General features: G+C 71.9%; 19 protein-coding genes and 1 pseudogene. 13 read left to right on the forward strand and 7 right to left on the reverse strand.

The genetic code is table 11. The features are described 5' to 3' along the window. The first annotated feature begins 146 nt into the window (after window positions 1–146). Window positions 147–1,508 carry a nucleobase:cation symporter-2 family protein gene (locus tag ACFC96_RS43060; protein WP_376252267.1) on the forward strand — a complete coding sequence of 454 codons (1,362 nt, stop codon included), beginning with the start codon at window positions 147–149 and terminating at the stop codon, window positions 1,506–1,508. Here ACFC96_RS43060 and ACFC96_RS43065 read toward each other — a convergent pair. After that, on the reverse strand, window positions 1,464–1,853 hold the full coding sequence (locus tag ACFC96_RS43065; protein ID WP_376617975.1) for an ArsR/SmtB family transcription factor: 390 nt from the start codon (window positions 1,851–1,853) through the stop codon (window positions 1,464–1,466). The genes ACFC96_RS43060 and ACFC96_RS43065 overlap by 45 nt on opposite strands. A gap of 164 nt (window positions 1,854–2,017) precedes the next feature. Between ACFC96_RS43065 and ACFC96_RS43070 the strand changes: the two genes are divergently transcribed. Beyond that, the gene (locus ACFC96_RS43070) at window positions 2,018–3,097 is read left to right on the forward strand and encodes an NADH:flavin oxidoreductase/NADH oxidase (protein ID WP_376617977.1); all 1,080 of its coding nucleotides are present in this window, start codon (window positions 2,018–2,020) and stop codon (window positions 3,095–3,097) included. Between the two features lie 38 nt (window positions 3,098–3,135). Here the strand turns inward: ACFC96_RS43070 and ACFC96_RS43075 are convergent, their stop codons facing one another. The 3 genes from ACFC96_RS43075 to ACFC96_RS43085 form a co-directional block, all read right to left on the reverse strand. Next, window positions 3,136–3,390: a type B 50S ribosomal protein L31 gene (locus ACFC96_RS43075; RefSeq protein WP_376252259.1), complete on the reverse strand. Its 255-nt coding sequence runs from the start codon at window positions 3,388–3,390 to the stop codon at window positions 3,136–3,138. A 137-nt stretch (window positions 3,391–3,527) separates the two neighbouring features. Continuing rightward, a complete protein-coding gene (locus ACFC96_RS43080) occupies window positions 3,528–5,075 on the reverse strand; it encodes a M81 family metallopeptidase (protein WP_376617979.1) in 1,548 nt (515 codons plus the stop codon). Continuing rightward, window positions 5,072–6,253 (reverse strand): ROK family protein, encoded by a 1,182-nt coding sequence (locus ACFC96_RS43085; RefSeq protein ID WP_376252254.1) that lies wholly within the window; start codon window positions 6,251–6,253, stop codon window positions 5,072–5,074. The genes ACFC96_RS43080 and ACFC96_RS43085 overlap by 4 nt, the downstream gene beginning before the upstream one ends. 268 nt (window positions 6,254–6,521) lie before the next feature. On the opposite strand from ACFC96_RS43085, the gene ACFC96_RS43090 reads away from it, so the two are divergent. The 8 genes from ACFC96_RS43090 (at window position 6,522) to ACFC96_RS43125 (ending at window position 16,349) form a co-directional block, all read left to right on the forward strand. Beyond that, window positions 6,522–8,399 carry a peptide ABC transporter substrate-binding protein gene (locus ACFC96_RS43090; RefSeq protein ID WP_376617981.1) on the forward strand — a complete coding sequence of 626 codons (1,878 nt, stop codon included), beginning with the start codon at window positions 6,522–6,524 and terminating at the stop codon, window positions 8,397–8,399. Continuing rightward, window positions 8,396–9,346, forward strand: a complete 951-nt coding sequence (locus ACFC96_RS43095; RefSeq protein WP_376252249.1) for an ABC transporter permease — start codon at window positions 8,396–8,398, stop codon at window positions 9,344–9,346. Before ACFC96_RS43090 ends, ACFC96_RS43095 begins: the two co-directional genes overlap by 4 nt. Continuing rightward, entirely contained in the window at window positions 9,343–10,248 is a 906-nt protein-coding gene (locus tag ACFC96_RS43100; RefSeq protein WP_376252246.1) for an ABC transporter permease, read from the forward strand. Before ACFC96_RS43095 ends, ACFC96_RS43100 begins: the two co-directional genes overlap by 4 nt. Before the next feature lie 27 nt (window positions 10,249–10,275). Beyond that, window positions 10,276–12,327 carry a dipeptide ABC transporter ATP-binding protein gene (locus ACFC96_RS43105; RefSeq protein ID WP_376617983.1) on the forward strand — a complete coding sequence of 684 codons (2,052 nt, stop codon included), beginning with the start codon at window positions 10,276–10,278 and terminating at the stop codon, window positions 12,325–12,327. A gap of 92 nt (window positions 12,328–12,419) precedes the next feature. Further along, on the forward strand, window positions 12,420–13,508 hold the full coding sequence (locus tag ACFC96_RS43110) for a WD40/YVTN/BNR-like repeat-containing protein (RefSeq protein ID WP_376252240.1): 1,089 nt from the start codon (window positions 12,420–12,422) through the stop codon (window positions 13,506–13,508). Between the two features lie 34 nt (window positions 13,509–13,542). Then, window positions 13,543–14,220 (forward strand): uracil-DNA glycosylase, encoded by a 678-nt coding sequence (locus ACFC96_RS43115; protein WP_376252238.1) that lies wholly within the window; start codon window positions 13,543–13,545, stop codon window positions 14,218–14,220. Continuing rightward, the gene (locus ACFC96_RS43120) at window positions 14,217–15,266 is read left to right on the forward strand and encodes an N-acetylglucosamine kinase (protein WP_376617985.1); all 1,050 of its coding nucleotides are present in this window, start codon (window positions 14,217–14,219) and stop codon (window positions 15,264–15,266) included. The genes ACFC96_RS43115 and ACFC96_RS43120 overlap by 4 nt, the downstream gene beginning before the upstream one ends. A gap of 132 nt (window positions 15,267–15,398) precedes the next feature. Further along, window positions 15,399–16,349 carry a sirohydrochlorin chelatase gene (locus ACFC96_RS43125; RefSeq protein WP_376545324.1) on the forward strand — a complete coding sequence of 317 codons (951 nt, stop codon included), beginning with the start codon at window positions 15,399–15,401 and terminating at the stop codon, window positions 16,347–16,349. Window positions 16,350–16,451: 102 nt separating this feature from the next. On the opposite strand, the gene ACFC96_RS43130 is transcribed toward ACFC96_RS43125, so the two are convergent. The 3 genes from ACFC96_RS43130 to ACFC96_RS43140 form a co-directional block, all read right to left on the reverse strand. After that, window positions 16,452–17,492: a lactonase family protein gene (locus tag ACFC96_RS43130; protein ID WP_376617987.1), complete on the reverse strand. Its 1,041-nt coding sequence runs from the start codon at window positions 17,490–17,492 to the stop codon at window positions 16,452–16,454. A 240-nt stretch (window positions 17,493–17,732) separates the two neighbouring features. Further along, window positions 17,733–18,806, reverse strand: coding sequence for a nitric oxide synthase oxygenase (locus ACFC96_RS43135; protein WP_376618007.1), 1,074 nt, complete (start codon window positions 18,804–18,806; stop codon window positions 17,733–17,735). 1,076 nt (window positions 18,807–19,882) lie between these two features. Next, a complete protein-coding gene (locus tag ACFC96_RS43140) occupies window positions 19,883–21,394 on the reverse strand; it encodes an FUSC family protein (protein ID WP_376617988.1) in 1,512 nt (503 codons plus the stop codon). A 506-nt stretch (window positions 21,395–21,900) separates the two neighbouring features. Between ACFC96_RS43140 and ACFC96_RS43145 the strand changes: the two genes are divergently transcribed. The 3 genes and pseudogenes from ACFC96_RS43145 to ACFC96_RS43155 form a co-directional block, all read left to right on the forward strand. Continuing rightward, entirely contained in the window at window positions 21,901–23,370 is a 1,470-nt protein-coding gene (locus tag ACFC96_RS43145; protein WP_376617990.1) for an aldehyde dehydrogenase family protein, read from the forward strand. Between the two features lie 42 nt (window positions 23,371–23,412). Next, entirely contained in the window at window positions 23,413–24,981 is a 1,569-nt protein-coding gene (locus ACFC96_RS43150) for an APC family permease (protein ID WP_376617992.1), read from the forward strand. Window positions 24,982–25,009: 28 nt separating this feature from the next. Beyond that, a pseudogene (locus ACFC96_RS43155) lies at window positions 25,010–25,126 on the forward strand (GMC oxidoreductase); the annotation flags it as partial. Between the last annotated feature and the right edge of the window lie 60 nt (window positions 25,127–25,186).

Here is a 25,186-nt window from a genome sequence, read left to right on the forward strand (position 1 = left end):
ATGCGCTGACGCAGGGCACCCGAGAGGCGCGACACCTCCCGGCAACAGAGGCGAAATCAACAAATCGTTTAAGCCCCTTACGGTCTCGTGCTGTCCACCCCGCCCCCGCACCCACGTTCGCGTTCCGACATCCCCTTGGAGTGCCCATGGCAGCCCCGGCCGCCCCACCGCCCGTCCACCCCGTCGACGAGGTGCCGCCCGTGCGGCAGCTGGCCGTGTTCGGTCTTCAGCACGTGCTCGCCATGTACGCGGGCGCGGTGGCCGTGCCGCTGATCGTGGGCGGCGCGATGAAGCTGTCGCCCGCCGACCTCGCGTATCTCATCACCGCGGATCTGCTGGTGTGCGGCATCGCGACGCTGATCCAGTGCATCGGGGTGTGGCGGTTCGGCGTCCGGCTGCCGATCGTCCAGGGCTGTACGTTCGCCGCCGTCTCGCCGATGGTGATCATCGGCACGACCGGCGGCGGGCTCCCCGCGATCTACGGGGCGGTCATCGTCGCCGGGCTCGCGATGATGCTGCTCGCGCCGGTCTTCGGCAGGCTGCTGCGCTTCTTCCCGCCACTGGTCACCGGCACGGTCATCCTGATCATCGGCGTCTCGCTGCTGCCGGTGGCGGGCAACTGGGTTGCGGGCGGGGCGGGTTCGAAGGACTTCGGCGCCCCGAAGAACATCGCGCTGGCGGCGTTCGTTCTCGTGGTGGTCCTCGCGGTGCAGCGCTTCGCGCCGCCGTACCTGAGCCGCGTCGCCGTCCTCGCCGGCATCGTCGTCGGCACGGCCGTGGCCGTGCCCACCGGTTTCACGGACTTCGGCGGTGTCGGTGACGCGCGCTGGGTGGGGATCAGCACACCGTTCCACTTCGGTACACCGACGTTCCACGGCGCGGCGATCGTGTCGATGCTGATCGTGGCCCTGGTGACGATGACCGAGACCACCGGCGACTTCATCGCGGTGGGCGAGATGACGGGGCGGCCCGTCCAGCCGCGCTCACTGGCGGACGGCCTGCGCGCGGACGGCTTCTCCACGGTCCTCGGCGGCGTGTTCAACACGTTTCCGTACACCGCGTTCGCACAGAACGTCGGGCTCGTGGGCATGACCCGGGTGCGCAGCCGCTGGGTCGTCGCCACGGCGGGCGGGATCCTGGTGCTGCTCGGCCTGCTGCCCAAGCTGGGCGCGGTCGTCGCCGCGATCCCGGCCCCGGTCCTCGGCGGCGCGGGCCTGGTCATGTTCGGCACGGTCGCGGCGAGCGGCGTGCGGACGCTGGCCCGGGTCGACTTCGCCGGCAACCACAACCTGACGGTCGTCGCCGTGTCGGTGGCGATCGGGGTGCTTCCCGTGGGCGTGCCCGGGATCTACGCCAAGTTCCCCGACTGGTTCCAGACGGTCATGGACAGCGGGATCAGCGCGGGCTGCATCACGGCGATCACACTCAATCTGCTGTTCAACCACCTTCCGGGAAGCGGGAGTTCAGCCCCCGAGGCCGTCGGCACCGTCGGATCCCCCGCCGCCTAGCCGGTCGTCCTGCCGGGCCGCCGCCGCGAGCACGCTGTCGAGAAGGCCGGGGAAGAGCACGTCCAGGTCGGCGCGGCGCAGCACGCTCATCTTGGCGGTGCCCCGGTAGATCTGCCGGATCACGCCGCTCTCGCGCAGGACGCGGAAGTGGTGCGTGGTGGTCGACTTCGTGACCGGGAGGACGAAGTGCGAACAGGAGAGCTCGCTGCCCTCACCCTCGTCCGCCAGCTCCCGCACCACGCGCAGGCGCATCGGGTCGGCGAGTGCGTGCAGCACCGATTCCAGGCGGATCTCGTCACGCGTGGGGTGAGCAAGCGCCCTGCTGCTCGGTGCGGCGGTCGTCACGGCGGCTCCACTTCGTTCGGCCCGGTGTGCGGACGGGGTGGCGGGTGCGTTGCGGTTGCGTCGGGCCCATTGTACGAGACCCATCGTAGTTTGACAGGTGCCGTACTACGATGCCTATCGTACGAGGACCCGCCACGCCCGTCGTGAACGTATAGGAGTCTGCCGTGAGCGCGCTGTTCGAGCCCTACACCCTCCGGTCGCTGACCATCCCCAACCGGGTCTGGATGCCGCCGATGTGCCAGTACAGCGCCGCTCCCGAGGGCCCGGACACCGGCGCCCCGAACGACTGGCACTTCGCGCACTACGCGGCCCGCGCCGCCGGCGGCACGGGCCTCATCATCGTCGAGGCCACCGGCGTCAGCCCCGAGGGCCGCATCAGCCCGTACGACCTCGGGATCTGGAACGACACGCAGGTCGAGGCGTTCCGCCGGATCACCGCCTTCCTCAAGGCGCAGGGCACCGTCCCGGGCATCCAGCTCGGGCACGCGGGCCGCAAGGCGTCGACCGACCGCCCCTGGAAGGGCGGCGGCCCCGTCTCAGCCGACGCGTACGGCTGGGACTCGGTCGCGCCGAGCCCGCTCGCCTTCGACGACAAGCACCCCGCCCCGGCCGAGCTCACCGTGGACCGGATCCGCGAGATCGTCACCCAGTTCGCCGACGGCGCCCGCCGCGCCCTGGACGCCGGCTTCGAGGTCGCCGAGATCCACGGCGCGCACGGCTACCTGATCGGCCAGTTCCTCTCGCCGCACTCCAACGTCCGCGCGGACGAGTACGGCGGCTCCTTCGACAACCGGGTGCGCTTCGCCCTCGAGGTCGTCGACGCGGTCCGCGAGGTGTGGCCCGACGACAAGCCGCTGTTCTTCCGTGTCTCCGCCACCGACTGGCTGGAGGAGAACGGCTGGACGCCCGAGGAGACCGTGCGCCTGGCCACCCTCCTCAAGGAGCACGGCGTCGATCTGCTCGACGTCTCGACCGGCGGCAACGCGTCCGGCGTGCGCATCCCGGTCGGCCCCGGCTACCAGGTCCCCTTCGCCGCGCGCGTGAAGGCCGAGACGGAGCTGGCCGTGGCCGCCGTCGGTCTCATCACCGACGTGGAGCAGGCGGAGAAGATCCTCGCCAACGGCGAGGCCGACGCCGTCCTGCTCGGCCGTGAGCTCCTGCGCAGCCCGTCGTGGGCGCGCGCGGCGGCGCGCGAGCTCGGCGGGGACGTGCACGTGCCGGACCAGTACCTGCGCTCGGTCTGAGCCCCGGCGGTACGGCGGTCGGTCAGGCGCGGGGGCGCTCAGCCCTTGTCCTGCTCGCCGTACCGCTTCTCGAACTTGGCGACCTGCCCCTCGGCGTCGACCACCCGCGCCTTGCCCGTGTAGAAGGGGTGCGACTCGGAGGAGATCTCCACGTCGACGACGGGGTAGGTCTCGCCGTCGTCCCACTCGATCGTCTCTTCGCTGACGGCCGTCGAGCGGGTCAGAAACGCATAGCCCGCCGACCGGTCGCGGAACACCACGGGGCCGTAGGCGGGCTGTTTGTCCTGCTGCATCGTGAGCTCCTTCAGCGCGCGGTTCGGCGCACCGGCTCGTCGACGGCCGGTGCGGGCCTCTCAAGCCTCACCCGGAAGCGTCCGCTCCGCGACTCCGTCCACCGGCGGTGCGACGAAGCGCGCCGGCGGAAGCCCGCCTACAGGAGCGTGGCCGTGAGGTCGGGGCCCGGCCCGTCCGCGTACGCGTCGTCGTCGAACGGGTACAGCGGCCGCTCGACCCGGTGGTGACCCAGGCGCAGGAGGTCCTGGTCGACGCCGCCCGGGGTGAGGGCGAGCAGCCAGTCGGCGGCCATGTCGTGGAGTTCGGGCTCCAGGTAGCCGATCTTGACGACGACCAGGTCGTACGTGCGCGGGTCGACGCCGAGGCCGCCTTGCGCGGGGCCCATGAAGTCGGCGAGCGTGTGGAACGGCTTGCGGCGCTCCACAAGGACGACGGTGAGTCCGCCGACGCGCACGGCCGCCATGTCGACACCGCGGTCGTACGCGCCGCCCTCGGCCCGGTCCTTCTGCTCGGTGGCGCGCTGCAACGCCGTGACGGTGCCGGTGAGTTCGTACGGTCCGCCGTGACCGGCGTCGACCTTGCCGCCGACGCTGAGGGTGACCTCGGCGCCCACTCCCGCCTCGAAACAGCGGGCCACGGCGACCGGGTCGGTGATGCCGGGGTGCACGGCCGTGACCTCGCCCGTGCGGATGGCGTCGTTGGCGAGCAGTTTGCCCAGCATGTACGCGAGGTCACCGGCGCCGCCCGCCGTCGGGTTGTCGCCGGAGTCGCTGATGAGGAACGGGCGCCGGTCGGAGGCGACCGCCTTCTCGATGCACTCCTCGGCGCTGCCGGTCGGGCCGACGAAGACGAAGTCCCTGCGGACGTCCCAGTAGCGCCGGGCGAGCTTCTCGGCCTCCGCGGCGGCGAGCGGGGCGTCGTCGCCGGTGACGACGATGGCGGCCTTGCAGCGCGGCTCGTCCGCCCAGGCGTAGCCGACCCACATCGCCGCGTCGAGGATGCCGTCCTTCCGCTCGATGTCGGCGAGCGAGGCGTAGAGGGACTTGGCGGGTTCGAGGCGGGTGCTGGTCTTCTCGCCGGGCAGCAGGACGGGGACCTGGACCCAGGCGCGGTGCGGGCGCGTGCCGTCGCGCAGGCAGCGTACGAGGTTGCGGGCGGCGCGCTCGCGGGTGTCCCAGGCGTCCTCGTGCGGGGCGAGGCGGTGGGCCGTGAGCAGGTCGCAGGGGTCGGCGAAGCGGCGCGAGACATTGCCGTGCAGGTCCATCGCGGCGGACAGCAGCGGGCGGGTGCCGTGCGCGTCGAGGGCGGCACGGACCGCGTCCGTCAGGTCGCCCTCGGCGTCGGTGAGGCCGACGACGCTCATGGCGCCGTGGATGTCGTAGACCATGCCGTCGAGGGGGCCCGCCTCACGTATGCGGGTGACGAGCTCGTCCTTGAGGACCAGGTACGACTCCGCCTCGACCGGGCCGCCGGGCAGCGAGGTCGCGTGCAGCAGCGGCACCCATTCGACGGCGTCGGCGAGGTCGGAGTCGGGCCGGGTCCAGGTGTAGCGGTCGAGGAGGTCCTGACCGCGGGTCTGCCGGAAGTCGTCCGTGGTGGAGCGGTGCGGGCAGAACGTGGAGGACTCGATGCCGATGCCGCCGATGCCGATGCGCAGGCGGCGTGCGGGGGCCGTGCTCGTCATGCTGAGGCGCTCTCTTCCTGGGGGACGGGTGCGGTGGGGAGGTTGTGGCGCAGGGCGGTGAGGCCCGCGCCGAGCAGTCCAGCGTCGGGTCCCGTGACCGTCGTGGTGATCTCCAGCTCCGCGGTCGCGAGCGGCAGGCAGCGCTCGTACAGGACTCCGCGGACGGCGGCGACCAGCGGTTCGGCGGCGGCGAGCGCGCCGCCGAGAGCCACGGCCTGCGGGTTGAAGAAGTTCACGACGACGGACAGGACCGTGCCGATGTGCCGGCCGGCGGTGCGGACCAGGGTGGTGGCCTGTGGGTCGCCGTCGGCGACGAGTTGGAGGAGCTCGGTGGTGGAGGCCACCTCGACGCCCTGCCCGGCGAGTTCGCGCATCAGCGCGGCGCCGCTGGCGACCGTCTCGAGGCAGCCGATGTTGCCGCAGCTGCACGGCCGGTCCTGCGCGGCCTCCACGCGTACGTGGCTGATGTCGCCGGCGCAGCCGTTCGCCCCGTCGTGCGGGCGGCCCGCGGAGATGATGCCGCTGCCGATGCCGCGGCCCGCCTTGACGACCACCATGTGGTCGAGGTCGGGACGGGCGGCGCGGTGCTCGCCCACGGCCATCATCGTGGCGTCGTTCTCCACGGTGACGGGCAGGCCGAGGCGTTCGGCCAGGACGTCGCGCAGCGGGTAGCGGTGCCAGCCGGGCATGCGGGACGGGCTCAGGACGCGGCCCTCGCCGGGCTTGACCGGGCCGGGGAATCCGACGCCGAGCGCCCGCACGGTGCGGCCCGCCTCCCGCTGCCGTGCGGCGAGTTCGGTGACCTGGCCGCAGAGCCATTCGACGGCCGACTCCGGTCCCACGGTGATGTCGTGCGGCAGGTCGACGGCGTCGAGGACGGTGCCGTCGAGGCCGACCACTCCGAGCCGTGCGTGATGGCTGCCGAGGTCGGCGGCGAGCGCGACACCGCCCTGGGCCCGCACGCGCAGCAGACGGGGGCGCCGCCCGCCGCGCGAGGCGCCCTCGCCGGACTCGGTGAGCACGCCGGCCGCCACGAGCTCCTGCACACGCAGCGAGACGGTGGAGGGGGCGAGGCCCAGCTCCCGTACGAGGTCGGCCCGGGAGGTGGCGGCGCCCGAGGAGACCAGGTGCAGGATGTGCTGCGCCGACCCCGGTTCGCCCTGCGATGTGTCGGACATACCGCCCTCTTGGTTGCTCGGTTGCTTGGTTGCTTGGTTCAGCGTGTGGGGTTCGATGAGCTCGTTTGCCGCGTTAGTTCGATGTGTTCCTTCGATGAATGATCGAAGCCTAGACCGACTCGAACCAAGATGGCCATACCTGCGAGACGAAGAACTATTTGCCGAATGAAGCTATTGACTTGTTTTCACCGACCGGCCTAGCGTTCGGGCGCCGCCCCGTCGCACTCCGGTACGGGGCCGCCCCCCGTCCCCTTGGAGGCCCTCCGGCATGCGCTCATTCAGGTCAACGGCCGCCGCCGTCCTCGTCCTCGCGGCGGCTCTCACCGGCTGCACGCACGAGGGCGGCAGCATCGCCATGGGGCCGACCGGCGGCACCCCCGTGGAGGGCGGCACGGCCACGATGGCGCTGCCTCCCGCCGCCACGCCGAACTGGATCTTCCCGATCGGCGCACCCGGCTACGGAGCCTCGTACAACTACGGCATCCAGACCCTGCTGTTCATGCCGGTCTACGACGCCGTGCAGCTCGAGGGCGAGCTGACCACGCACGGCCCGAGCACGCTCGGCCTCGAGCCGAAGTACAGCGACGGCAACAAGACGGTGACCGTGCCGCTGCGCCGGGGCGTGAAGTGGTCCGACGGGAAGCCGGTCACCTCCCGCGACCTCGAGTTCTGGTTCAACCTCGTCAAGGCGAACAAGGCCGACTGGGGCAGTTACTCGGTCGGCACGATGCCGGACGACGTGAAGCGGTTCGAGGTCGTCGACGACCACACGGTGCGGCTGCACCTCGACCGGGCGTACAACCCGGACTGGTTCACGGCCAACCAGCTCACGCTGATGCGCGCCCTTCCCCAGCACGCCTGGGACGCCACGACCGACGGCGGCGATGTCGGTGACCACGACCGCACCACCAAGGGCGCCAGGGCCGTCTTCGCCCGGCTCACGCGGCACGCCAAGAGCCTCGGCTCGTACGGCAGCGACCCTCTCTGGAAGACGGTCAACGGGCCCTGGAAACTCGCCGGCTGGCGGGACAGCGGCCAGGTGACCATCGTCCCGAACGAGAAGTTCACCGGCCCCGACTCCGAGCGGCCGCACCTGGACAAGGTCGTCTTCAAACCGTTCACCACCGCCGACTCCGAGTACAACGTGCTGCGCTCCGGCGGCGTCGACTACGGCTACATACCGCCGTCCGTCATGGCGCAGAAGGCGAAGTTCGAGGACAAGGGATACCGCGTCGATCCGTGGGAGGGCTGGGCGGCGACGTACATCGTCTACAACTTCAACTCCACTCACGCCGGGCCCCTGATGAGCCAGCTGTACATCCGCCGGGCGATGCAGCACCTCGTCGACCAGAAGGCGATGAGCGACGTCATCTGGCAGGGCAGCGCCACCCCTACGCTCGGCCCGGTGCCGGTGACCCCGAAGAGCCAGTACCTGTCGCCGGCCATGGCGAAGAACCAGTACCCCTTCTCCGTGCGCGCGGCGCGCGAGCTGCTCGCCGCGCACGGCTGGAAGACCCGCGACGGCGTCGCGCGCTGCGCACGCCCGGGTACCGGCGACGACGAGTGCGGCTCGGGCATCGAGGAGAACGCGCCCCTGGAGATGACCCTGCTCTCCCAGTCGGGTTCCACCGAGACGACGAACATGATGCAGGAGCTGAAGTCGTCGCTCAGCCGGGCGGGCATCGAGCTGACCGTGCGCCAGCAGCCCCTGAACTCGGTGCTCGGCAACTCCGTGCCGTGCACCGCCGAGGACCCCGGCTGCGACTGGGACATGTCCTTCTTCGGTACGGCCGGCAGCTGGTACTACCCGCTCAACCCGAGCGGCGAGCAGCTCTTCTCCACAGGCGCCTCCGCCAACTTCGGCAACTACAGCGACAAGAAGGCCGACCGGATCATCCGGGCCGTGCAGTACTCGCCGGACATGAAGGCCGTCCACCAGTACGGCGAGTACCTCGCCGGGCAGCTGCCGGTGATGTGGATGCCGAACCCCGCGTACCAGGTGTCGGTGATCCGCAACGACCTGCGGGGCATCGAGCAGAACCCGACCGTCACGTTCGCGCCGCAGCACTGGTACTTCGTCAAGGAAGCCGAGCAGCACACGAACGACACGAACAACAAGCACGCCAAGAAGGGAGCCGCGAAGTGACCGGCTTTCTGGTCAAGCGCTTCCTGCAGGCCCTCGTCGTCCTGTTCCTGGTCTCGGTGATCGTCTTCACCCTGCTGCATCTGCTGCCGGGCGGTCCGGCCCGCGCCATCCTCGGCCCGAAGGGCACCCCGCAGCAGATCGAGCACTTCAACCACCAGCAGGGCTACGACCGTTCCCTGCCCATGCAGTACATGATGTATCTGAAGCGGCTGCTCACCGGCGACCTCGGCGACTCGTACAAGCTCAACTCGCCCGTCTTCGAACTGCTCAGGCAGCGCCTGCCGAAGACACTGCTCCTGACTGTCCTGTCCACGGTCCTCGCCGTCGTGATCGCCGTCCCGCTGGGCCTGCTCCAGGCCGTGCGGCGCGGCAAGGCCTCGGACTACGCGCTCACGGGACTCGCCTTCCTGCTGTACGCGACGCCCGTCTTCTTCCTCGGCCTCATCATGATCATCCTGTTCGCGCAGGTCATGCCGATCTTCCCGGCAGAGGCACCGCAGGGCGAGACGATCGGTCAACTCCTCGGCGATTTCACGGGGCTGGTCCTGCCGGTCGTGACGATGGCCTTCGGCATCGTGGCGATGTTCAGCCGCTACATGCGCTCCGCCGTACTCGACAACCTCACCGAGGAGTACGTCCGCACGGCCATGGCGAAGGGCCAGTCCAGCCGGCGGATCATGGTCAGGCACGTCCTGCGCAACGCCCTGATCCCTCTCGCGACCCTGCTCGGGCTCTACCTCCCGACGCTGTTCAGCGGCGCCCTCGTCGTCGAGTCGATGTTCAACTACCCGGGCATGGGGCTGCTGTTCTGGAACGCGGCCCAGGGCTCCGACTTCCCCGTGCTCCTCGGTGTGACCCTCGTGGTCGGCATCGCCACGGTCCTCGGCTCGCTGCTCACCGACATCCTGTACGCCGTCCTCGACCCCCGGATCCGGAGCGTGGCATGAGTACGTCCGCCGTCCTTCCCGTCCAGCCGGGCCAGGAGGAAGCCGCGCAGGCCACCCCCTCCCTCGCCCGCCGCACCCTGCGCGTCTTCACCGGCAACAAGCTGGCCCTGACGGGCGTCGTGGTCCTGGTCCTGCTGCTCGCCTTCTGCTACCTGGGCCCGCTCGTCCACCCGACCGAGCAGATCCACACGGATCTCGCACAGGCGAACCTCTCCCCCGGCACCGCCGGGCATCTCCTCGGCACCACCGACCTCGGGTACGACCTGCTCGGCCGGCTCATGGTCGCCGGGCGGGCCTCCCTCGAGATCGGTCTGGCGGCGGGCCTGCTGGCGACGCTGTTCGGCACCGTGTACGGCGCCGTCGCCGGGTACTTCGGCGGCTGGGTCGACGCCGCGATGATGCGGGTCACCGACGCGGCGCTCGCCATCCCCGCGATGTTCCTGCTCGTCGTGGTCGCCGCGATCGTCACGCCCAGCAAGGGCATCCTGATTCTGATCATCGCCGGGGTCGCCTGGCTCTCCCCCGCCCGTCTGGTGCGCGGCGAGGCGCTGTCACTGCGCAACCGGGAGTACGTCCAGGCCATGCGGATGATGGGCGGGGGCGGCACACGGGCCGTGTTCAAGCACATCGTGCCCAACGCGATCGGCACGGTCATCGTGAACTGCACGTTCCAGATCGCCGACGCCATCCTCTACGTCAGCTATCTCGCGTTCCTCGGGCTCAGCATCCCGCCGCCGTCCGCCGACTGGGGCTCGATGCTGTCCGCCGGCATCACCTACACGCAGAACGGCTACTGGTGGCTGATCTTCCCGCCGGGCATCGCGATCGTCCTGGTCGTCGCCGCGTTCAACTTCATCGGTGACGGGCTGCGTGACGCGTTCGAAGTACGGCTGCGGAAGTAAGGGACCGAGGCATTGAGGAAGACAGACATGACCGAGCCCCTGCTCAGGATCGACGACCTGCGCGTCGACATCGCCACCCGCGACCGTACCGTCCACGCCCTCGACGGGATCTCCCTCGATCTGGCAGCCGGTGAGGCTCTCGGCGTCGTCGGCGAGTCCGGCTGCGGCAAGACGATGACCGCGCTCAGCGTCCTCGGGCTGCTGCCGCCCGGCGGGAAGATCACCGGCGGACGCGTCCTGTTCGACGGAGTGGACCTGGCCGCCGCGCCCGCGCCCGTCCTCCAGGACGTCCGCGGCAACACCGTCGGCATGGTCTTCCAGGACCCGCTGACCTCGCTCAACCCGACCATGACGATCGGCCGGCAGGTCGCCGAGCCGCTCCTGCTGCACCGAGGCGTCTCCCGCAAGGAGGCCTGGGCACGCGCCGAGGAGACCCTCCGGCTCGTCGGCATGCCCCAGCCCGCCGAGCGCATGAAGGCGTATCCGCACCAGCTGTCGGGCGGCATGCGCCAGCGCGTCGCCATCGCCATGGCGCTGGTCTGCGAGCCGAAGCTGCTCATCGCGGACGAGCCGACGACCGCGCTCGACGTGACGACCCAGCACCAGATCCTGGAACTGATCGACGACCTGCGCGAGCGGCTCGGCATGGCGATGATCCTCGTCACGCACGACCTCGGCGTCATCGCGAACCGCGTGGACCGCGTCGCCGTCATGTACGCGGGCAGGGTCGCCGAACAGGCCGACGTACGGGACCTGTTCGCCCGCCCGCGCCACCGCTACACGGAAGCCCTGTTCGCGGCTCTTCCGGAGCGGGCAGGCGACGGCGGGACCGAACTGCACACGATTCCCGGGCTGCCGCCGAACCTCACGGTGCGGCCGGAGGGCTGCCGGTTCGCGCCGCGCTGCGGGTTCGCGACGGACGAGTGCCGCACCCAGGAGCCGCCGCTCACCGACGACGAACTGCGGGTGACGGAACACCGGTTCGCCTGTTTCCACCCGGTGCCGGACGCGTCCGCGCAGGGCGAGGCGGCCGACGTCATCGCACCCGCCGCCGTCCCCGCGCAGTCGGCGCCGGGCGCGCCGCTCCTCGAACTCGACGGTCTCGTCAAGGAGTTCCCGCTCAAGGGCGGACCGTTCTCGCGCAGTCGCGGCACGGTCAGCGCGGTGGGCGGCGTGTCGCTGACCATCCGCAAGGGCGAGACGTTCGGCATGGTCGGCGAGTCGGGCTGCGGCAAGACGACGCTCGGCCGCATCGTCGCGGGCCTGGAGGATCCGACGGCCGGATCGGTGCGCTTCGACGGCGAGGACCTCGCGGGCCTCACGCGGGCCGGGCGACGGGCGCACCGCCGCCGCATCCAGCTCATGTTCCAGGACTCGACCGCGGCCATGGACCCGCGGATGCGGGTCGGCGAGATCCTGCGCGAACCCCTGGTCATCCAGGGCGTCGGCGGCCGCGCCGAGCAGGAGGCGCAGATCGACGGGCTCCTGGACGCCGTGGGACTGCCGAGGGGCGCCGTGCGGCGGTATCCGCACGAGTTCTCCGGCGGCCAGCGCCAACGCCTCGGCCTGGCAAGGGCCCTGACGCTGTCCCCCGATCTGGTGGTCGCGGACGAGCCGGTGTCGGCGCTCGACGTGTCCGTGCAGGCACAGATCCTCAACCTGATGAGGGAGCTCCAGCGTGAGCGCGGCCTGACGTATCTGTTCATCTCGCACGACCTCGCGGTGGTGCGCTACCTCGCCGACACCGTGGGCGTGATGTACCTCGGCAAGCTCGTCGAGACCGGTCCCGCGGAGGAGGTGTACGCGCGTCCGCTGCATCCGTACACGCGGGGTCTGCTCGACACGGTCAACGTGCCCGATCCGTCGGCCACGGCCGGTTCCGGGACTCCGCTGACGGGCGAGACGCCGTCCGCGGCGACGCCGCCGTCGGGGTGCCGCTTCCGCACCCGCTGCCCGCTCGCGCAGGACGTCTGCGCCGAGGTCGAGCCGCCGGTCGCGGCGCCGCGCGGGGCCGGCCACCAGGTGGCCTGCCACTTTCCGCTGCCGGTGCCGGAGGAAGTGGCCGCCCAGCCGGTGTGACCTGCGGCGATGCCGCCCTCGGGGGTGACTGTCAGTGGTGGGGTGCAGACTGGGCCGTACCTGAGACAAAGGCGTCCTCGGAGGTGTCCGGCATGACTGAAGTGCTGCTGACGGTTGGCACGCGCAAGGGGCTTTTCATCGGCCGCAGGCGGGGCGGCGGCGCGTGGGAGTTCGACGAAGGCCCGTACTTCAACTCCCAGGCCGTGTATTCGGTGGCGATCGACACGCGGGGCGATGTCCCGCGGCTCCTCGTGGGCGGTGACAGCGCGCACTTCGGCCCGTCGGTCTTCCACTCCGACGACCTGGGCCGTACGTGGACGGAGCCCGCACGCCCCGCCGTCAAGTTCCCCAAGGACACGGGGGCCTCGCTGGAGCGTGTGTGGCAGTTGCACCCGGCAGCCGCCGAGCGGGACGTGGTGTACGCGGGCACCGAGCCCGCGGCTCTCTACCGCTCGGAGGACCGGGGCGAGACATTCGATCTGGTGCGTCCGCTGTGGGAGCACCCGACGCGGTCGAAGTGGGTCCCCGGCGGTGGCGGCGAGGGCCTGCACACGGTGGTCACCGATCCGCGTGACGCGCGCGCGGTGACGGTCGCGGTGTCCACGGCCGGGGTGTTCCGCACGCGGGACGGTGGACAGAGCTGGGACCCCGCCAACTCCGGGGTCTCGGCGGTCTTCCTGCCGGACCCGAACCCCGAGTTCGGCCAGTGCGTCCACAAGGTCACGCAGGACGCGGCCGACCCGGACCGCCTGTACCTCCAGAACCACTGGGGCGTGTACCGCAGCGACGACGGCGGTACCCGGTGGAACGACATCGGGGCGGGCCTGCCCTCGACGTTCGGCTTCGCCGCCGCCGCGCATCCGCACCGCGGGGACACGGCGTACGTGTTCCCGATCAACGCCGACTCCGACCGCGTGCCCGCGGAGCGGCACTGCCGCGTCTTCCGCACCCAGGACGCGGGCAGGAGCTGGGAGCCGCTGACGGCGGGGCTCCCGCAGGGCGATCACTACGGGACGGTGCTGCGCGACGCGATGTGCACGGACGACTCCGACCCGGCGGGCGTCTACTTCGGCAATCGCAACGGCGAGGTGTACGCGTCGGCCGACGACGGGGACAGCTGGCGGCAGTTGGCCTCGCATCTGCCGGACGTGCTGTGTGTGCGAGCGGCCGTGGTCGGTTGATCGGCCCGTCCGTCACGGCAGTAGGGTGACGCCCGTGGCACCACGACCCTTGCACGAAATCGTAGAAGCCGGCTGGGCCAAGGCCCTCGAGCCCGTCGCGGGACAGATCTCCGCCATGGGCGAGTTCCTGCGCGCGGAGATCGCCGCGGGACGCACCTACCTACCGGCCGGGGCGAACGTGCTGCGGGCGTTCCAGCAGCCGTTCGACGAGGTGCGGGTCCTGATCGTCGGCCAGGATCCCTACCCCACGCCGGGACATGCCGTCGGGCTCTCGTTCTCGGTCGCGCCCGAGGTGCGCCCGCTGCCCGGCAGTCTCATCAACATCTATCGCGAGCTGAACACGGATCTGGGCCTGCCCCAGCCGTCGAACGGTGACCTGACGCCCTGGACGCGACAGGGCGTGCTCCTGCTGAACAGGGCACTCACCACGGCCCCCCGCCGCCCCGCCGCACACCGCGGCAAGGGCTGGGAAGAGGTGACCGAGCAGGCGATCAGGGCACTGGCCGCGCGCGGCCGTCCGCTCGTGTCCGTCCTGTGGGGACGCGACGCCCGTAATCTGCGGCCCCTCCTCGGTGACCTGCCGTCCGTGGAGTCCGCGCACCCCTCCCCCATGTCGGCCGACCGCGGTTTCTTCGGCTCGCGGCCGTTCAGCCGGGCCAACGACCTCCTGGCACGGCAGGGCGGGCAGCCGGTGGACTGGCGGCTGCCGTGACGCGCGAACCGGCCGCTGCCGAGTCCGGTCCGGGCCACGGCGACGATCCCGCGGGCCCCGGGTGGGTCCTCGGCGTCGACTCCGGCGGTTCCGGTCTGCGTGTGGCGCTCGCCCCGGCCGGGGATCTCACCTGTCCCGGGACGGCGGTGTCCCGCGAGCCCGTGCGGACCGGCGCCGCGGGCATCGACGCCGGGCATCTGCTCGAACAGATGCTTCCGATGGCCCGGGAGCTGCTCGCCCGCGTCGGCGACCGCGGCCCTGGCGTGCCGCGGGTGAGCGCGGTCGCCGTCGGCGCGGCCGGAATGGCCACGCTCGGCGACGGACTGCGGGCCGAACTCCCGGGCGCCCTCGCGGCCGAACTGGGCGTACGGCGGCTCGCGTTGGCCGCGGACGGTGTCACCGCATACGCGGGCGCGCTCGGCCAGCGGCCCGGCGCGGTCGTCGCCGCGGGCACGGGCATGATCGCGCTCGGCACGGACCTCACCTCCTGGCACCGGGCCGACGGCTGGGGGCATCTCCTCGGTGACTGCGGTGGCGGTGCGTGGATCGGGCGTGCGGGCCTGGACGCGGCGATGCGGGCGCACGACGGGCGCCGCGGGGGCTCCGCCGCGCTGCTCGCCCTGGCCGAGGAGCGGTTCGGCCCGGCGGCCGGACTGCCGGCCCGGATCTACCCGCGCACGGACCGTCCCGCCGTCCTCGCCTCCTTCGCTCCCGACGTGGCCCGCGCCGCACTCGACGACTCCGTCGCCGCCGGCATCCTGCGCGAGGCGGCCGGACACATCGCCGAGGCGGCGGCCGCGGTGTGCCCAGCGGGTGACGGCAGTGAAGTGGCGCTCACCGGCGGCCTGTTCAAGATGGGCGAGCCGCTGCTCGCCCCGCTCCGCGCCGAGCTCGCGGAGCAACTCCCCTACGCCGACGCGGTGTCGGCGACCGGCGACCCTCTGCACGGTGCGCTGGTGCTCGCCGCCGCACTCGCCCTCGACGGTCTGCGCCTGCCGTGCGACGGCCGCCTCCTCCATGTCCCCGAGGAGGCCGCCGACCGCTGACGGCGGTCCTTGCGCCCCTTCTGACCTGGACAGTTGAGCCATTCGTCACCGAAAGGATAAATACGGACGGATACCGCTCAGCTGCCCCCTCCCCGAACAAGGGAGACCCGTGAGCCAGTAGCATGCGGCGGCATGAGCTCCCCCACTGGGCCTGCATCCGGCCTGCCTGTACGAATGCCGCGACCCCGTCAGCCCGGTCGGCACCGCCGCCCGGAACCCGTGGCCGCTCCCGAGGGCGCACCCGCACTCGTCCTCGCGGTGCCCGGCGCGCCCAGCAACGCCTCGCGCAGCCTCGCCGAAGAGGTCGTCAGCATCGCCCGCTCCGAGCTGCCGGGCCTCGACGCCCGCATCGGATACCTCGACGGTGACGACTCGGAGGCCGCCGAGGCCTCGGCGTTCGCCGAGTTCCCCTCCCTGCGGGCCGTGCTCTCGCGCGCCGCGAAGGAGCGCACCGCCCGATTCGAGCAGGCCCGTGCCGCGGGCGCCGACGTCGCGGAGCCCGACGGACCGGTCGCCGTGGTCGTGCCCCTGCTCGCCGGCCCGGACAGCGCGCTCACGCGCCGCATCCGGCAGGCCGTGATCGACAGCCGTACGGCCGCCGAGCTGACGGATGTCCTCGGCCCGCACCCCCTGCTCGCCGAGGGCCTGCACGTGCGTCTGTCGGAGGCGGGCCTGGCCCGCGCCGACCGCGCCCGGCTGTTCACGGTGGCGACCGCCGCCGACGGCATCATCCTCGCCTCGGTCGGCGGCGACGAGGCCGTCCAGGCGGCCGGGATCACCGGCATGCTCCTGGCCGCGCGCCTCGCGGTGCCGGTCATGGCGGCCGCGCTCGACGAGGAGGGCGCCATCGCGGCGACCGCCGAGCAACTGCGCGGATCCGGCTCGCAGCAGCTGGCGCTCGCCCCGTACCTGATCGGCCCGGAGATAGACGCCAGCCTCCTCGAGGCGGCGGCGAACGAGGCGGGCTGCGCCTCCGCCGAGTCGCTGGGCGCCTACCCGGCGATCGGCAAGCTGGCCCTGTCGAAGTACACGACGGCGCTGGGTATCGCCCCGCAGCAGCCGCAGGGCGCGCCGGCCCTCTAGCGGACCCGGACCGTCCGCAGGCACCCGGCGACGGGCCCGAACCCCGATGGGGTCGGGCCCGTCGCCGTACCCGCTCGGGAACGGTCTCAGCCGGAGATCACGTCAGCCGAAGATCACGCAGGACGCGGCGGGCGCCTCGATGGAGCCGCTGCGGCGCGGGAGGCCGGTCTCGAGGTCGACGGAGAACCACGTCACGTCACCGGACCGCTCGTTCGCCGCGTACAGGAAGCGGCCCGAGGGGTGCAGGGCCAGGTCGCGCGGCCAGTCGCCGCCGCAGGAGACGGTGGCGCGCAGCGTCGGCCGGTCTCCGGCGGCGTCGAGGGCGAGGACGGAGATGACGTTCGCGCCGCGTGTGGCGGTCCACAGGAAGCGCCCGTCGGGCGACACGACCGCCTCGGACGGGAACGCGTCGCCGTGCGGCGCGTCCGGCAGCACGGAGCTCTCACCGAGCGGCTGCAGGGCGCCGCTTTCGGCGTCCCAGTGGCAGACGGTGACGGTCGGCGTGAGCTCGTTCAGGATGTACGCGCGGTCGCCGCGCGGGTGGAACACGAGGTGGCGCGGTCCCGAGCCGGGCCGCAGCGCGACCTCGCGGTGCACCTCCAGGCGCCCGCCCTGCATCGAGCAGATCCGCACGGAGTCGGTGCCCAGGTCCACGCTGACGGCCCAGCGGCCGCTGGGGTCCGGCGTCACCTGGTGGGTGTGCGGGCCCTGCTGGCGCTTGGGGTGCGTGCCCGAACCCTCGTGGCGCAGCACGTCGACGGACTCGCCGTCGAGGGTGCCGTCGGCGCGTAGCCGTACCGAAGTGACGCTGCCGGAGCCGTAGTTGGCGGTGAGTACATGGCCCTCGTACAGGGCGAGGTGGGTGGGGCCCGAGCCGCGGACGGCCACACCGCGCCCGGCGAGTTCGGGCTTGCCGTCCCCGGTACGGAACGCGGCGACGGCCCCCTCGGCGGTCTCGCTCACCGCGTAGAGCATGTCGCGCGCGGGCGAGAGCGCGAGGTACGAGGGGTCCGGCAGGGTGTCGACAGCGCTGAGCACGGTGAGTGAGCCGCTGTCCATGTGGACGGACGCGGTGAGGATCCCGGAGCCTCCCGCGGCGGTGAAGGATCCGATGTACGCCCGTCCGCCCTGCCTGTCGCCCACGCGAATCCCCTTGCGCCGCATGCACGGTGAGCCCGGTGCTCTCCGTTCCTGCGGCCGACGGTAGCAGCGGGTCCAGGGCCTTTCGTTTGGATCAGGCCGGACCAGGGAGCGGGTGCTGGTGCCGGTGCTGTGCACCGCAAGGCGGAGGAACGAGCCCACGCGGAGCGTCGGCGACTGACGACAACGCCGCGAGGCGCGGTCCCGGCACACTCGGGCCCGGCGTGATCCAGACGACAGGCCCTAGACCGGGAAGTCGCCGGACGCCCTGGCGAGCGCCTCGGGGTGCTGCACGTACGCCGGCGTGCGCTCAGTGGTGTCGTACGTGCGGTGGAAGACCGGGGTGGCCGAGCCCGAGATCGGCGGCACGATCCAGGACCAGTCGGCGCCGACGGTGCGGCCCTTGCGCTCCTCGCGGTCGAGATGGGTGAGGAAGCGCCGGGACTCGGTGTGATGGTCGGTGACGGTGACGCCGGCACGGTCGAAGGAGTACAGGACGGCGCGGTTCAGCTCGACGAGGGCGCGGTCCTTCCACAGGGAGCGGTCGCTGGTGGTGTCGAGTCCGAGACGTTCCGCGATACGCGGCAGGAGGTCGTAGCGGTCGGTGTCGGCGAGGTTGCGTGCGCCTATCTCGGTGCCCATGTACCAGCCGTTGAAGGGGGCGGCCTGGTAGCAGATCCCGCCGATCTCCAGGCACATCGTGGACAGGGCGGGCACGGCGTGCCAGCGCAGACGCAGCCCGGCCCACCAGTCGTGGTCCTCGTGCTCGATGGGGACTTCGAGGACCGCGTCGGGCGGCAGGTCGAAGCAGCGCGGCTTGTCGTCGGTGCCCTGGACGATCAGGGGCAGTACGTCGAAGGGGGTGCCGTCGCCGCCGCGCCAGCCGAGGCGCCGGGCGAGCGCGGTGAGGCCCTCGTTGCGCGGGTCGCCGACGACGCGGCCGTCGCGCTGTACGTACCCCGCGTACCGGATGAGCTGTTCGTTCCAGATGCGCGGTCCCGGGCGGTCCGGCGCGTCGGGTGCGAAGACGGTGATCAGGGGCCGGATGCGGCCGCCCTGGGAGGCGCCGCGCAGATGGTCGGCGCAGGCGGCCGCGATGTCCTCGGCGGCGGTGAGGTCGCGGCGGTCGCGGACGTGCAGCGAGTTCCAGTAGAGGCGGCCGATGCAGCGGTTGGCGTTCCGCCAGGCGACACGGGCCCCGAAGGTGAGTTCGCGCTCGGTGTGGCGATACGTTCCCGTCTCCGCGATCTCGTCGTATGCCTCCGCCAGCCGGTGGGCCGGGTCGCCGAGCCGCTCCTCGGCGTGGTGGGCGCGGATGAAGTCGGAGGCGGCTGGCCAGAGTTCCGGGGTGCGGGGAAACGGTTTACGGGAGTGGGGACTGCGGGGGTGACCGATACGGGCGGCAGCGGAGGGGGGACGGCGAGCGGCGCCTTCCGGGCACCGTTCGTGCCGCGCCTGAGCCCCTCCGTCCCGGGCGACGGCACCGTCCTCACTCGCGCCCGCGCCCCAGGCGACAGCACCGTCCCCACTCACGCCTCCGCCCCAGGCGACGGCACCGTCCCCCCAGGCCGCGGCTCCGTTCCGCGTGGCGCTGACGTCCGTTGCCCCAGCTCGATCCCGGGCCGCCGCTTCGCCCCCCGGCTCGCCGGCATCCGTTGCCGCGGCCCGATCCCAACCCTCGGCACCGTCCCAACCCTCGGCACCGTCCAACGCCGCGGCTCCGTTTCGTGCCACGCCGGCGTTTCTCGCCCCGGCCCAATCCCTGGCCGCGGCTCCACCCGGCGCCGCGGCACCGCCCCGCGCCGCGGATCCGTTCCGTGCCACGTCAACATGCCGCGCCGCGGCACCGTTCCGTACGACGTCGACATCCCTCGCCCCGGCTCGATCCCTGACCGCGGCTCCATCCCCCGCCGCACCGACATCTCTCGCCTCGGCTCGATCCCATGCCGCGGCCAGATCCCAGGCCGCACCTCCGTCCCAGGCCGCGCCTCCGTCTCTTGCGTCGGCCCGGTCTCTCGCCTCGGCCCGGTCTCTCGCCTCGGCTCTGTCCAGCCAGCCGGCGGGACCGTCGGTTCGGTCTGGTGTATCGGGCATGGCGCACTCCCAGGGGGTCCCCGGCCGCGGGCCCTCCCGCGGGGCCGCGCACTCCGTGCGTCCACATGATGCCGCTGCGTCACCCCTCCGGGGGCCGATCCGACGTCTACGTGACAGGCGAAATCGCCTCGAGCCGCGCCGGGCCGTCCGCTTGGCGGGGCGTTGCCGCAGGTGGGACGAGTGACGTAGGGCCGCGACCGTACGCGCGATCAGACCCGCCCACCGGGGAGCGCGAAGAGCACCCCAGGGGCGCGAAATATCCAGCGCGCGCCCTTCCGGTGAGCCGGAGCCGCGAGGACTCAGGCGCCGACCGCGACCCGGTTGGATCCGCGCAGCGGGACCGCGAGTTCGAGCAGTGCCTGCTCCAGGGCATGGAGATGGGCCAGCACGGGTTCGCCTTCGACGAGCTGCGGCACCGCGGCGGACGCGTTCTGGCGGCGCGCCCCGCCCGCCGGCGCGTCGGTGAGCGCCTCGACGGCGGTCTCCACGCGCCAGCAGGCCGCGGCCAGCCGGGCGTCGTGCGAGGCCTCCGGGTCGGCGACGACGGAGGCGAGCCCGCGCACCTCGCGCGCGCAGTCGTCGAGCAGCGCGAGGACTTGCCGGGCCCGGCCCATCCGCGCCCGCATCGGGCTGAGCGGATGCACCAGCGGGGCGAGCGAGAGCCGCACCCTGCCGAGGATCGACTCCAGTTCGGCCACGCGCCGGGTCGGGTCGGCCGTCGGTGAGCCCGCGAGCCGGGCCGCGGCCTCGGCGGTGCAGGCGTGCACACAGCGCAGGGCCCGCTCGACCCAGGCGTCGGTGACGGAGTGCGTGGTCACCGGCAGCACGAGCAGTACCGCGAGCACGGCGCCGAGCGCCCCGACGGCGGTCTCGCCGACGCGCAGGGCGAGCAGCGCCGGGTCGAGGACGCCGAGCAGCCCGTACAGCATGCTCGCCATGACGGTGACGGCGAGCATCATCCACGTGTACGAGACCGCGGCGGTGTAGAAGATCCCGAACACGCTGAGCGCGACGATCATCGCGGCGGCGACCGGCTGGTCGTGCAGTGGCACGGCCACGGCGAAGCCGAGCACGATGCCAAGCACCGTGCCGAGGAACCGCCGGAATCCGCGTACGACGGTCTCCCCGCGGGACGTCGTGTTCACGAACACCCACCACGTGGCGCCCACCGCCCAGTACCACCGCTGGTCGGACAGCAGCTGACCGGCGGCGAGCGCGAAGGCGGCGCCCACGGTCGCCTGCACGGCCTGCCGCGTCGTGATGCGGGCGAGCCGGCTCCCGCCGGTCGGCGCCGCCACCGCCGCGGGCGCCGGCAGCCGGCGCTCGTAGCACCACAGGCCGAACCGCACGACGGTCGCGGCGGCCAGCGAGAGGAGCACCGCCGCGTACAGCTCGGGGAGCTGGTCCGGCACGGTGTGCAGGAACTGCGCGGCGAAGAAGGTCATGAACGCGAACACGCCGAGGGAGTGCCCGCGCGGCCCCCACCGCCGCGCGTACACGCCGGCGCCCACGACCGCGAGGAACGCCAGGTCACGCACGACGGGCACCTCGTGCAGCGCGGCCGCGAGCCCGAGCACCGGGAGTCCGACGGCCGGGAGCAGCGCGGTCGTCACGGCCTGTCCGCGCACCGTCGCGTCGGTCACCGTGAACAGCGCGAGCAGCGCGGCCAGGCCACCGGTGATGGCCGCGACGAGCGAGTGTCCGGCGAGCCCGCACAGGGCCACCGCAAGGCTGATGCCGAGGACGCCACGGGCCGCGAAGCGCAGCCGCAGCCGCCCCGGATCCGGAGCCACGAACACCCTCTTCAGCACAGCCGCCCACCCTTTCCGCGTCACCGCGAAACTCCGCATGAAAAAGGCGCCGCGGAGATCCCGCAGCGCCATCGACGAAAACATCACAGCATCTCAAGGGCCTATGGATCAACAGAGGGCGAAAGCCTTGGGCCAATGGCCCAATCGAACGCTCCGCGTGTCGGCCGGGAGCGGACCAACGGACCACACGGAAGGGGACGGCGCCCGGCCGGCCCGCGAACCGGCAGGCGAACACGACCGACGACCCACCCGCCCCGCCCGCCCGCGAACCCGCCCCGGCTGGAACCTGCCGCTTTCCCCGACATGGCACGAGCACCGCCGGGTGTTCGCACCTGACTGCCGGCAACGGGACGCCTCTCACCTCACCGCCGGCCCCCGCGGTGCTGCGCGGACGACGCGCCGTACTTACTGTCGGTTGACGGAGCACCACACCGCGTGCCCGGGAGCAGGGTCGGGTCCGACCGTGCTCGGGAGCTGGATCGAACGCCCGACCCGGAGGAGTCCGCATGCCTGAGCTGTTCATCGGTGGCAGATGGATCGCTGCCGTCGACGGGCGGTTGCGCGAGATCCGCTGCCCGGCCGATGGCACGCTGGTCGCCACGGTCGACGAGGCGGGTCCGCAGGACGCGGCGGCGGCGGTCACCGCGGCCCGTGAAGCCTTCGACCGCGGACCGTGGCCCGCCACACCGGCCGCCGAGCGCGGCGCGCTGCTGCTGCGCGTGGCCGCCCTCATCGAGCGTGACAAGGACGCACTCGCCCGCGCCGAATCCCTGGACACCGGGAAACGGCTCGTGGAGAGCGAGTACGACATGGACGACATCGCCAGCTGCTTCCGCTACTTCGGCAACCTGGTGGCCTCCGGCGGCACCGACCGGATCGTCGACACCGGCAACCCCGGCGTGGACAGCCGAGTGGTGCACGTGCCGGTCGGCGTGTGCGCGCTGATCACTCCCTGGAACTATCCACTGCTGCAGACCGCCTGGAAGGTCGCCCCCGCGCTCGGCGCGGGCAACACCTTCGTCCTCAAGCCCAGCGAGCTCACCCCCCACACCGCGATCATCCTGATGCGGCTGCTGGCCGAGACCGGACTGCCCGACGGGGTCGCCAATCTCGTCCTGGGCACCGGTCCGGACGCGGGGGCACCGCTCACCGAGGACCCCCGGGTCGACATGGTGTCGTTCACCGGTGGTCTTGTCACGGGACGGCGCATCATGGCCGCGGCCTCGGCCACCGTGAAGAAGGTGGCCCTGGAGCTCGGCGGCAAGAACCCCAACATCGTGTTCGACGACGCCGACTACGAGACGGCTGTCGACCACGCGCTGATGGCCGTGTTCCTGCACTCCGGTCAGGTCTGTTCGGCCGGGGCGCGGCTGCTGGTCCAAGGCGAGCTGCACGACAGGTTCGTCGAGGACCTGGTGGCGCGGGCCCGGGCGATCCCGATGGGCGGCCCGTTCGACGTGCGTGCCCGCACGGGTCCGCTGATCTCCGCCGCCCACCGCGACAAGGTCGAGGCGTACGTGGCCGCGGGTGTGGCGGAGGGTGCGGTGCTGCGCTGCGGTGGCGCCCGGCCCGAGGACCCGGCCCTGCGGGACGGTTACTACTATCCGCCGACGGTCCTCGCCGAGTGCACCACGGGCATGTCGGTGGTGCGCGACGAGTCGTTCGGCCCGGTCGTGACCGTCGAGCGGTTCCACGACGAGGCCGAGGCGGTCGCCCTCGCGAACGACACCGTCTACGGCCTGACCGGAGCGGTCTGGACGCAGAACGCCGGGCGAGCCGAGCGGGTCGCGTCCCTGCTGAACGCCGGAACCGTATGGATCAACGACTTCCACCCGTACGTACCGCAGGCCGAGTGGGGCGGTATGAAGCAGTCCGGCGTCGGCCGGGAGCTGGGGCCGACCGGCCTCGCGGAGTACCAGGAGGCCAAGCACATCTGGCGTAACACCGCGCCACGGCCGCAGCGGTGGTTCGAGTGAGCCCTGGGCACGTCACCACCCGTGCGGGAGAGGAGTACGGCGATGCCGGACAGTCCGCCTGACGGACCTGGCCACGCCACGAGTGGTCACGACCAGGACGCCGCGCTCACGGAGCTGGGCTACAAACCCGAACTCAAGCGCACCCTCGGCAATTTCCACACCTTCGCCGCCGGAATCAGTTACATCTCCATCCTGACCGGTACCTTCCAGCTGTTCTACTTCGGCGTCAGCTTCGGCGGGCCGGCCTACTGGTGGTCGTGGCCGATGGTCTTCATCGGGCAGCTGATGGTGGCGCTGAGCTTCTGTGAACTGGCGGGGCGCTTCCCCGTCGCGGGGTCGGTCTACAACTGGGCCAAGCACACGGGCGGTCCGCACATCGGCTGGCTGGCGGGCTGGATGATGACGATCGCGACCATGGTGTCGCTGGCCGCCGTGGCCCTCGCGTACCAGCTGACGCTCCCTCAGATCTCGAGCGTCTTCCAAGTGATCGGCGACGGGACGGGACAGTACGACGCGGCCGCCAACGCCGTGCTCCTGGGCACGATCCTCATCCTCTTCACCACCCTGGTCAACGCCTTCGGCGTCAAACTGATGGCGACCATCAACTCCGCCGGTGTCTTCATCGAGTTGATCGCCGCGGTCGTGCTGGTGGGCCTGCTCGCAGCGCACATCACCCGCGGTCCGAGCGCGATCCTCGACACCGGCGGCCACGGACAGGGCCGGCCGCTCGGCTACCTCGGCGCGTTCCTGACCGCGTCGCTCGCCTCGGCGTACGTGATGTACGGCTTCGACACCGCCTCCTCGCTCGGCGAGGAGTCCATCGATCCGGCCCGCAACGCTCCGCGCGCCATCCTGCGCGCACTCATCGCCTCCTTCGTCCTGGGCGGCCTGATCCTGCTCTTCGCCCTGCTCGCCACCCCTGATCTCCAGGCCGAGGAGCTGTCGGTGGACGGTCTGCAGTACGTGGTGAAGGCCACGCTCGGCGAGACGGTCGGCCTGGCCGTGCTGTGGTGCGTCGTCGTCGCCATCACCGTGTGCGCCCTGTCCGTACAGACCGCCGGTCTGCGCATGGCGTTCGCGATGGCCCGCGACAACAACCTGCCGGCCGGCTCCAGACTGGCCAGGATCAGCCCGCGGTTCAAGACACCGGTGGTCGCCACGTGCCTGATCGGGATCGTGGCGATCGCCATCCTCGTCGTCAACGTCAAGCAACCGCAGATCTTCTCGGTGGTCACCAGCATCGCCATCGTCATGATCTACATCGCGTATCTGCTGGTCACGGGGCCCATGCTGGTACAGCGGCTGCGCGGCGGGTGGACGCCCGCGCCCGGCTGCTTCTCACTGGGCCGCTTCGGCCTGCCGGTCAACATCCTGGCGGTGCTCTGGGGCGCGGCGATGTCGGTCAACCTGCTGTGGCCGCGCGCCGCGGTCTACAACGCCACCGGTCCCCAGCACTGGTATCTGCGATGGGGCGGCGTCCTGTTCGTCGGCGTCGTCGCCGCCGCGGGCTTCACCTACTACTGGTTCGTGCAGCGCAAGAAGACCGGCGTGATCGCCGAACACGCCGTCGGAGAACCGCCGGAGCCCGCGACGGCCCACGGCGGAGCCTGAGTCGGGAAGGAGCGGCAGAGGTGGACGGGTCAGCGGGCTGCGGGTGGCCGACGCGTCAGTGATGCCGTTCCTGCCTGCCGTCAATCCGTGCATCACGACGATGATGATCGGCGAGAAGTGCGCCGACATGATCAAGGCAGGCTGATCCGGGAAGCGTGTCGGCGGTGCGGCCCGCCCGCGCGGCCCTCGCGCGCGGCCCTCGCGC

Origin of the sequence: Streptomyces sp. NPDC055955, assembly GCF_042270245.1 — a bacterium.
In the GTDB taxonomy this organism is placed as follows: Bacteria; Actinomycetota; Actinomycetes; order Streptomycetales; family Streptomycetaceae; genus Streptomyces.

Coding starts and splice junctions, on each gene's coding strand:
- ACFC96_RS43060 (WP_376252267.1), top strand. CDS start 147: ATGGCAGCCCCGGCCGCCCCACCGCCCGTCCACCCCGTCGACGAGGTG.
- ACFC96_RS43075 (WP_376252259.1), bottom strand. CDS start 3,390: ATGCAGCAGGACAAACAGCCCGCCTACGGCCCCGTGGTGTTCCGCGAC.
- ACFC96_RS43080 (WP_376617979.1), bottom strand. CDS start 5,075: ATGACGAGCACGGCCCCCGCACGCCGCCTGCGCATCGGCATCGGCGGC.
- ACFC96_RS43085 (WP_376252254.1), bottom strand. CDS start 6,253: ATGTCCGACACATCGCAGGGCGAACCGGGGTCGGCGCAGCACATCCTG.
- ACFC96_RS43090 (WP_376617981.1), top strand. CDS start 6,522: ATGCGCTCATTCAGGTCAACGGCCGCCGCCGTCCTCGTCCTCGCGGCG.
- ACFC96_RS43100 (WP_376252246.1), top strand. CDS start 9,343: ATGAGTACGTCCGCCGTCCTTCCCGTCCAGCCGGGCCAGGAGGAAGCC.
- ACFC96_RS43105 (WP_376617983.1), top strand. CDS start 10,276: ATGACCGAGCCCCTGCTCAGGATCGACGACCTGCGCGTCGACATCGCC.
- ACFC96_RS43110 (WP_376252240.1), top strand. CDS start 12,420: ATGACTGAAGTGCTGCTGACGGTTGGCACGCGCAAGGGGCTTTTCATC.
- ACFC96_RS43125 (WP_376545324.1), top strand. CDS start 15,399: ATGAGCTCCCCCACTGGGCCTGCATCCGGCCTGCCTGTACGAATGCCG.
- ACFC96_RS43145 (WP_376617990.1), top strand. CDS start 21,901: ATGCCTGAGCTGTTCATCGGTGGCAGATGGATCGCTGCCGTCGACGGG.
- ACFC96_RS43150 (WP_376617992.1), top strand. CDS start 23,413: ATGCCGGACAGTCCGCCTGACGGACCTGGCCACGCCACGAGTGGTCAC.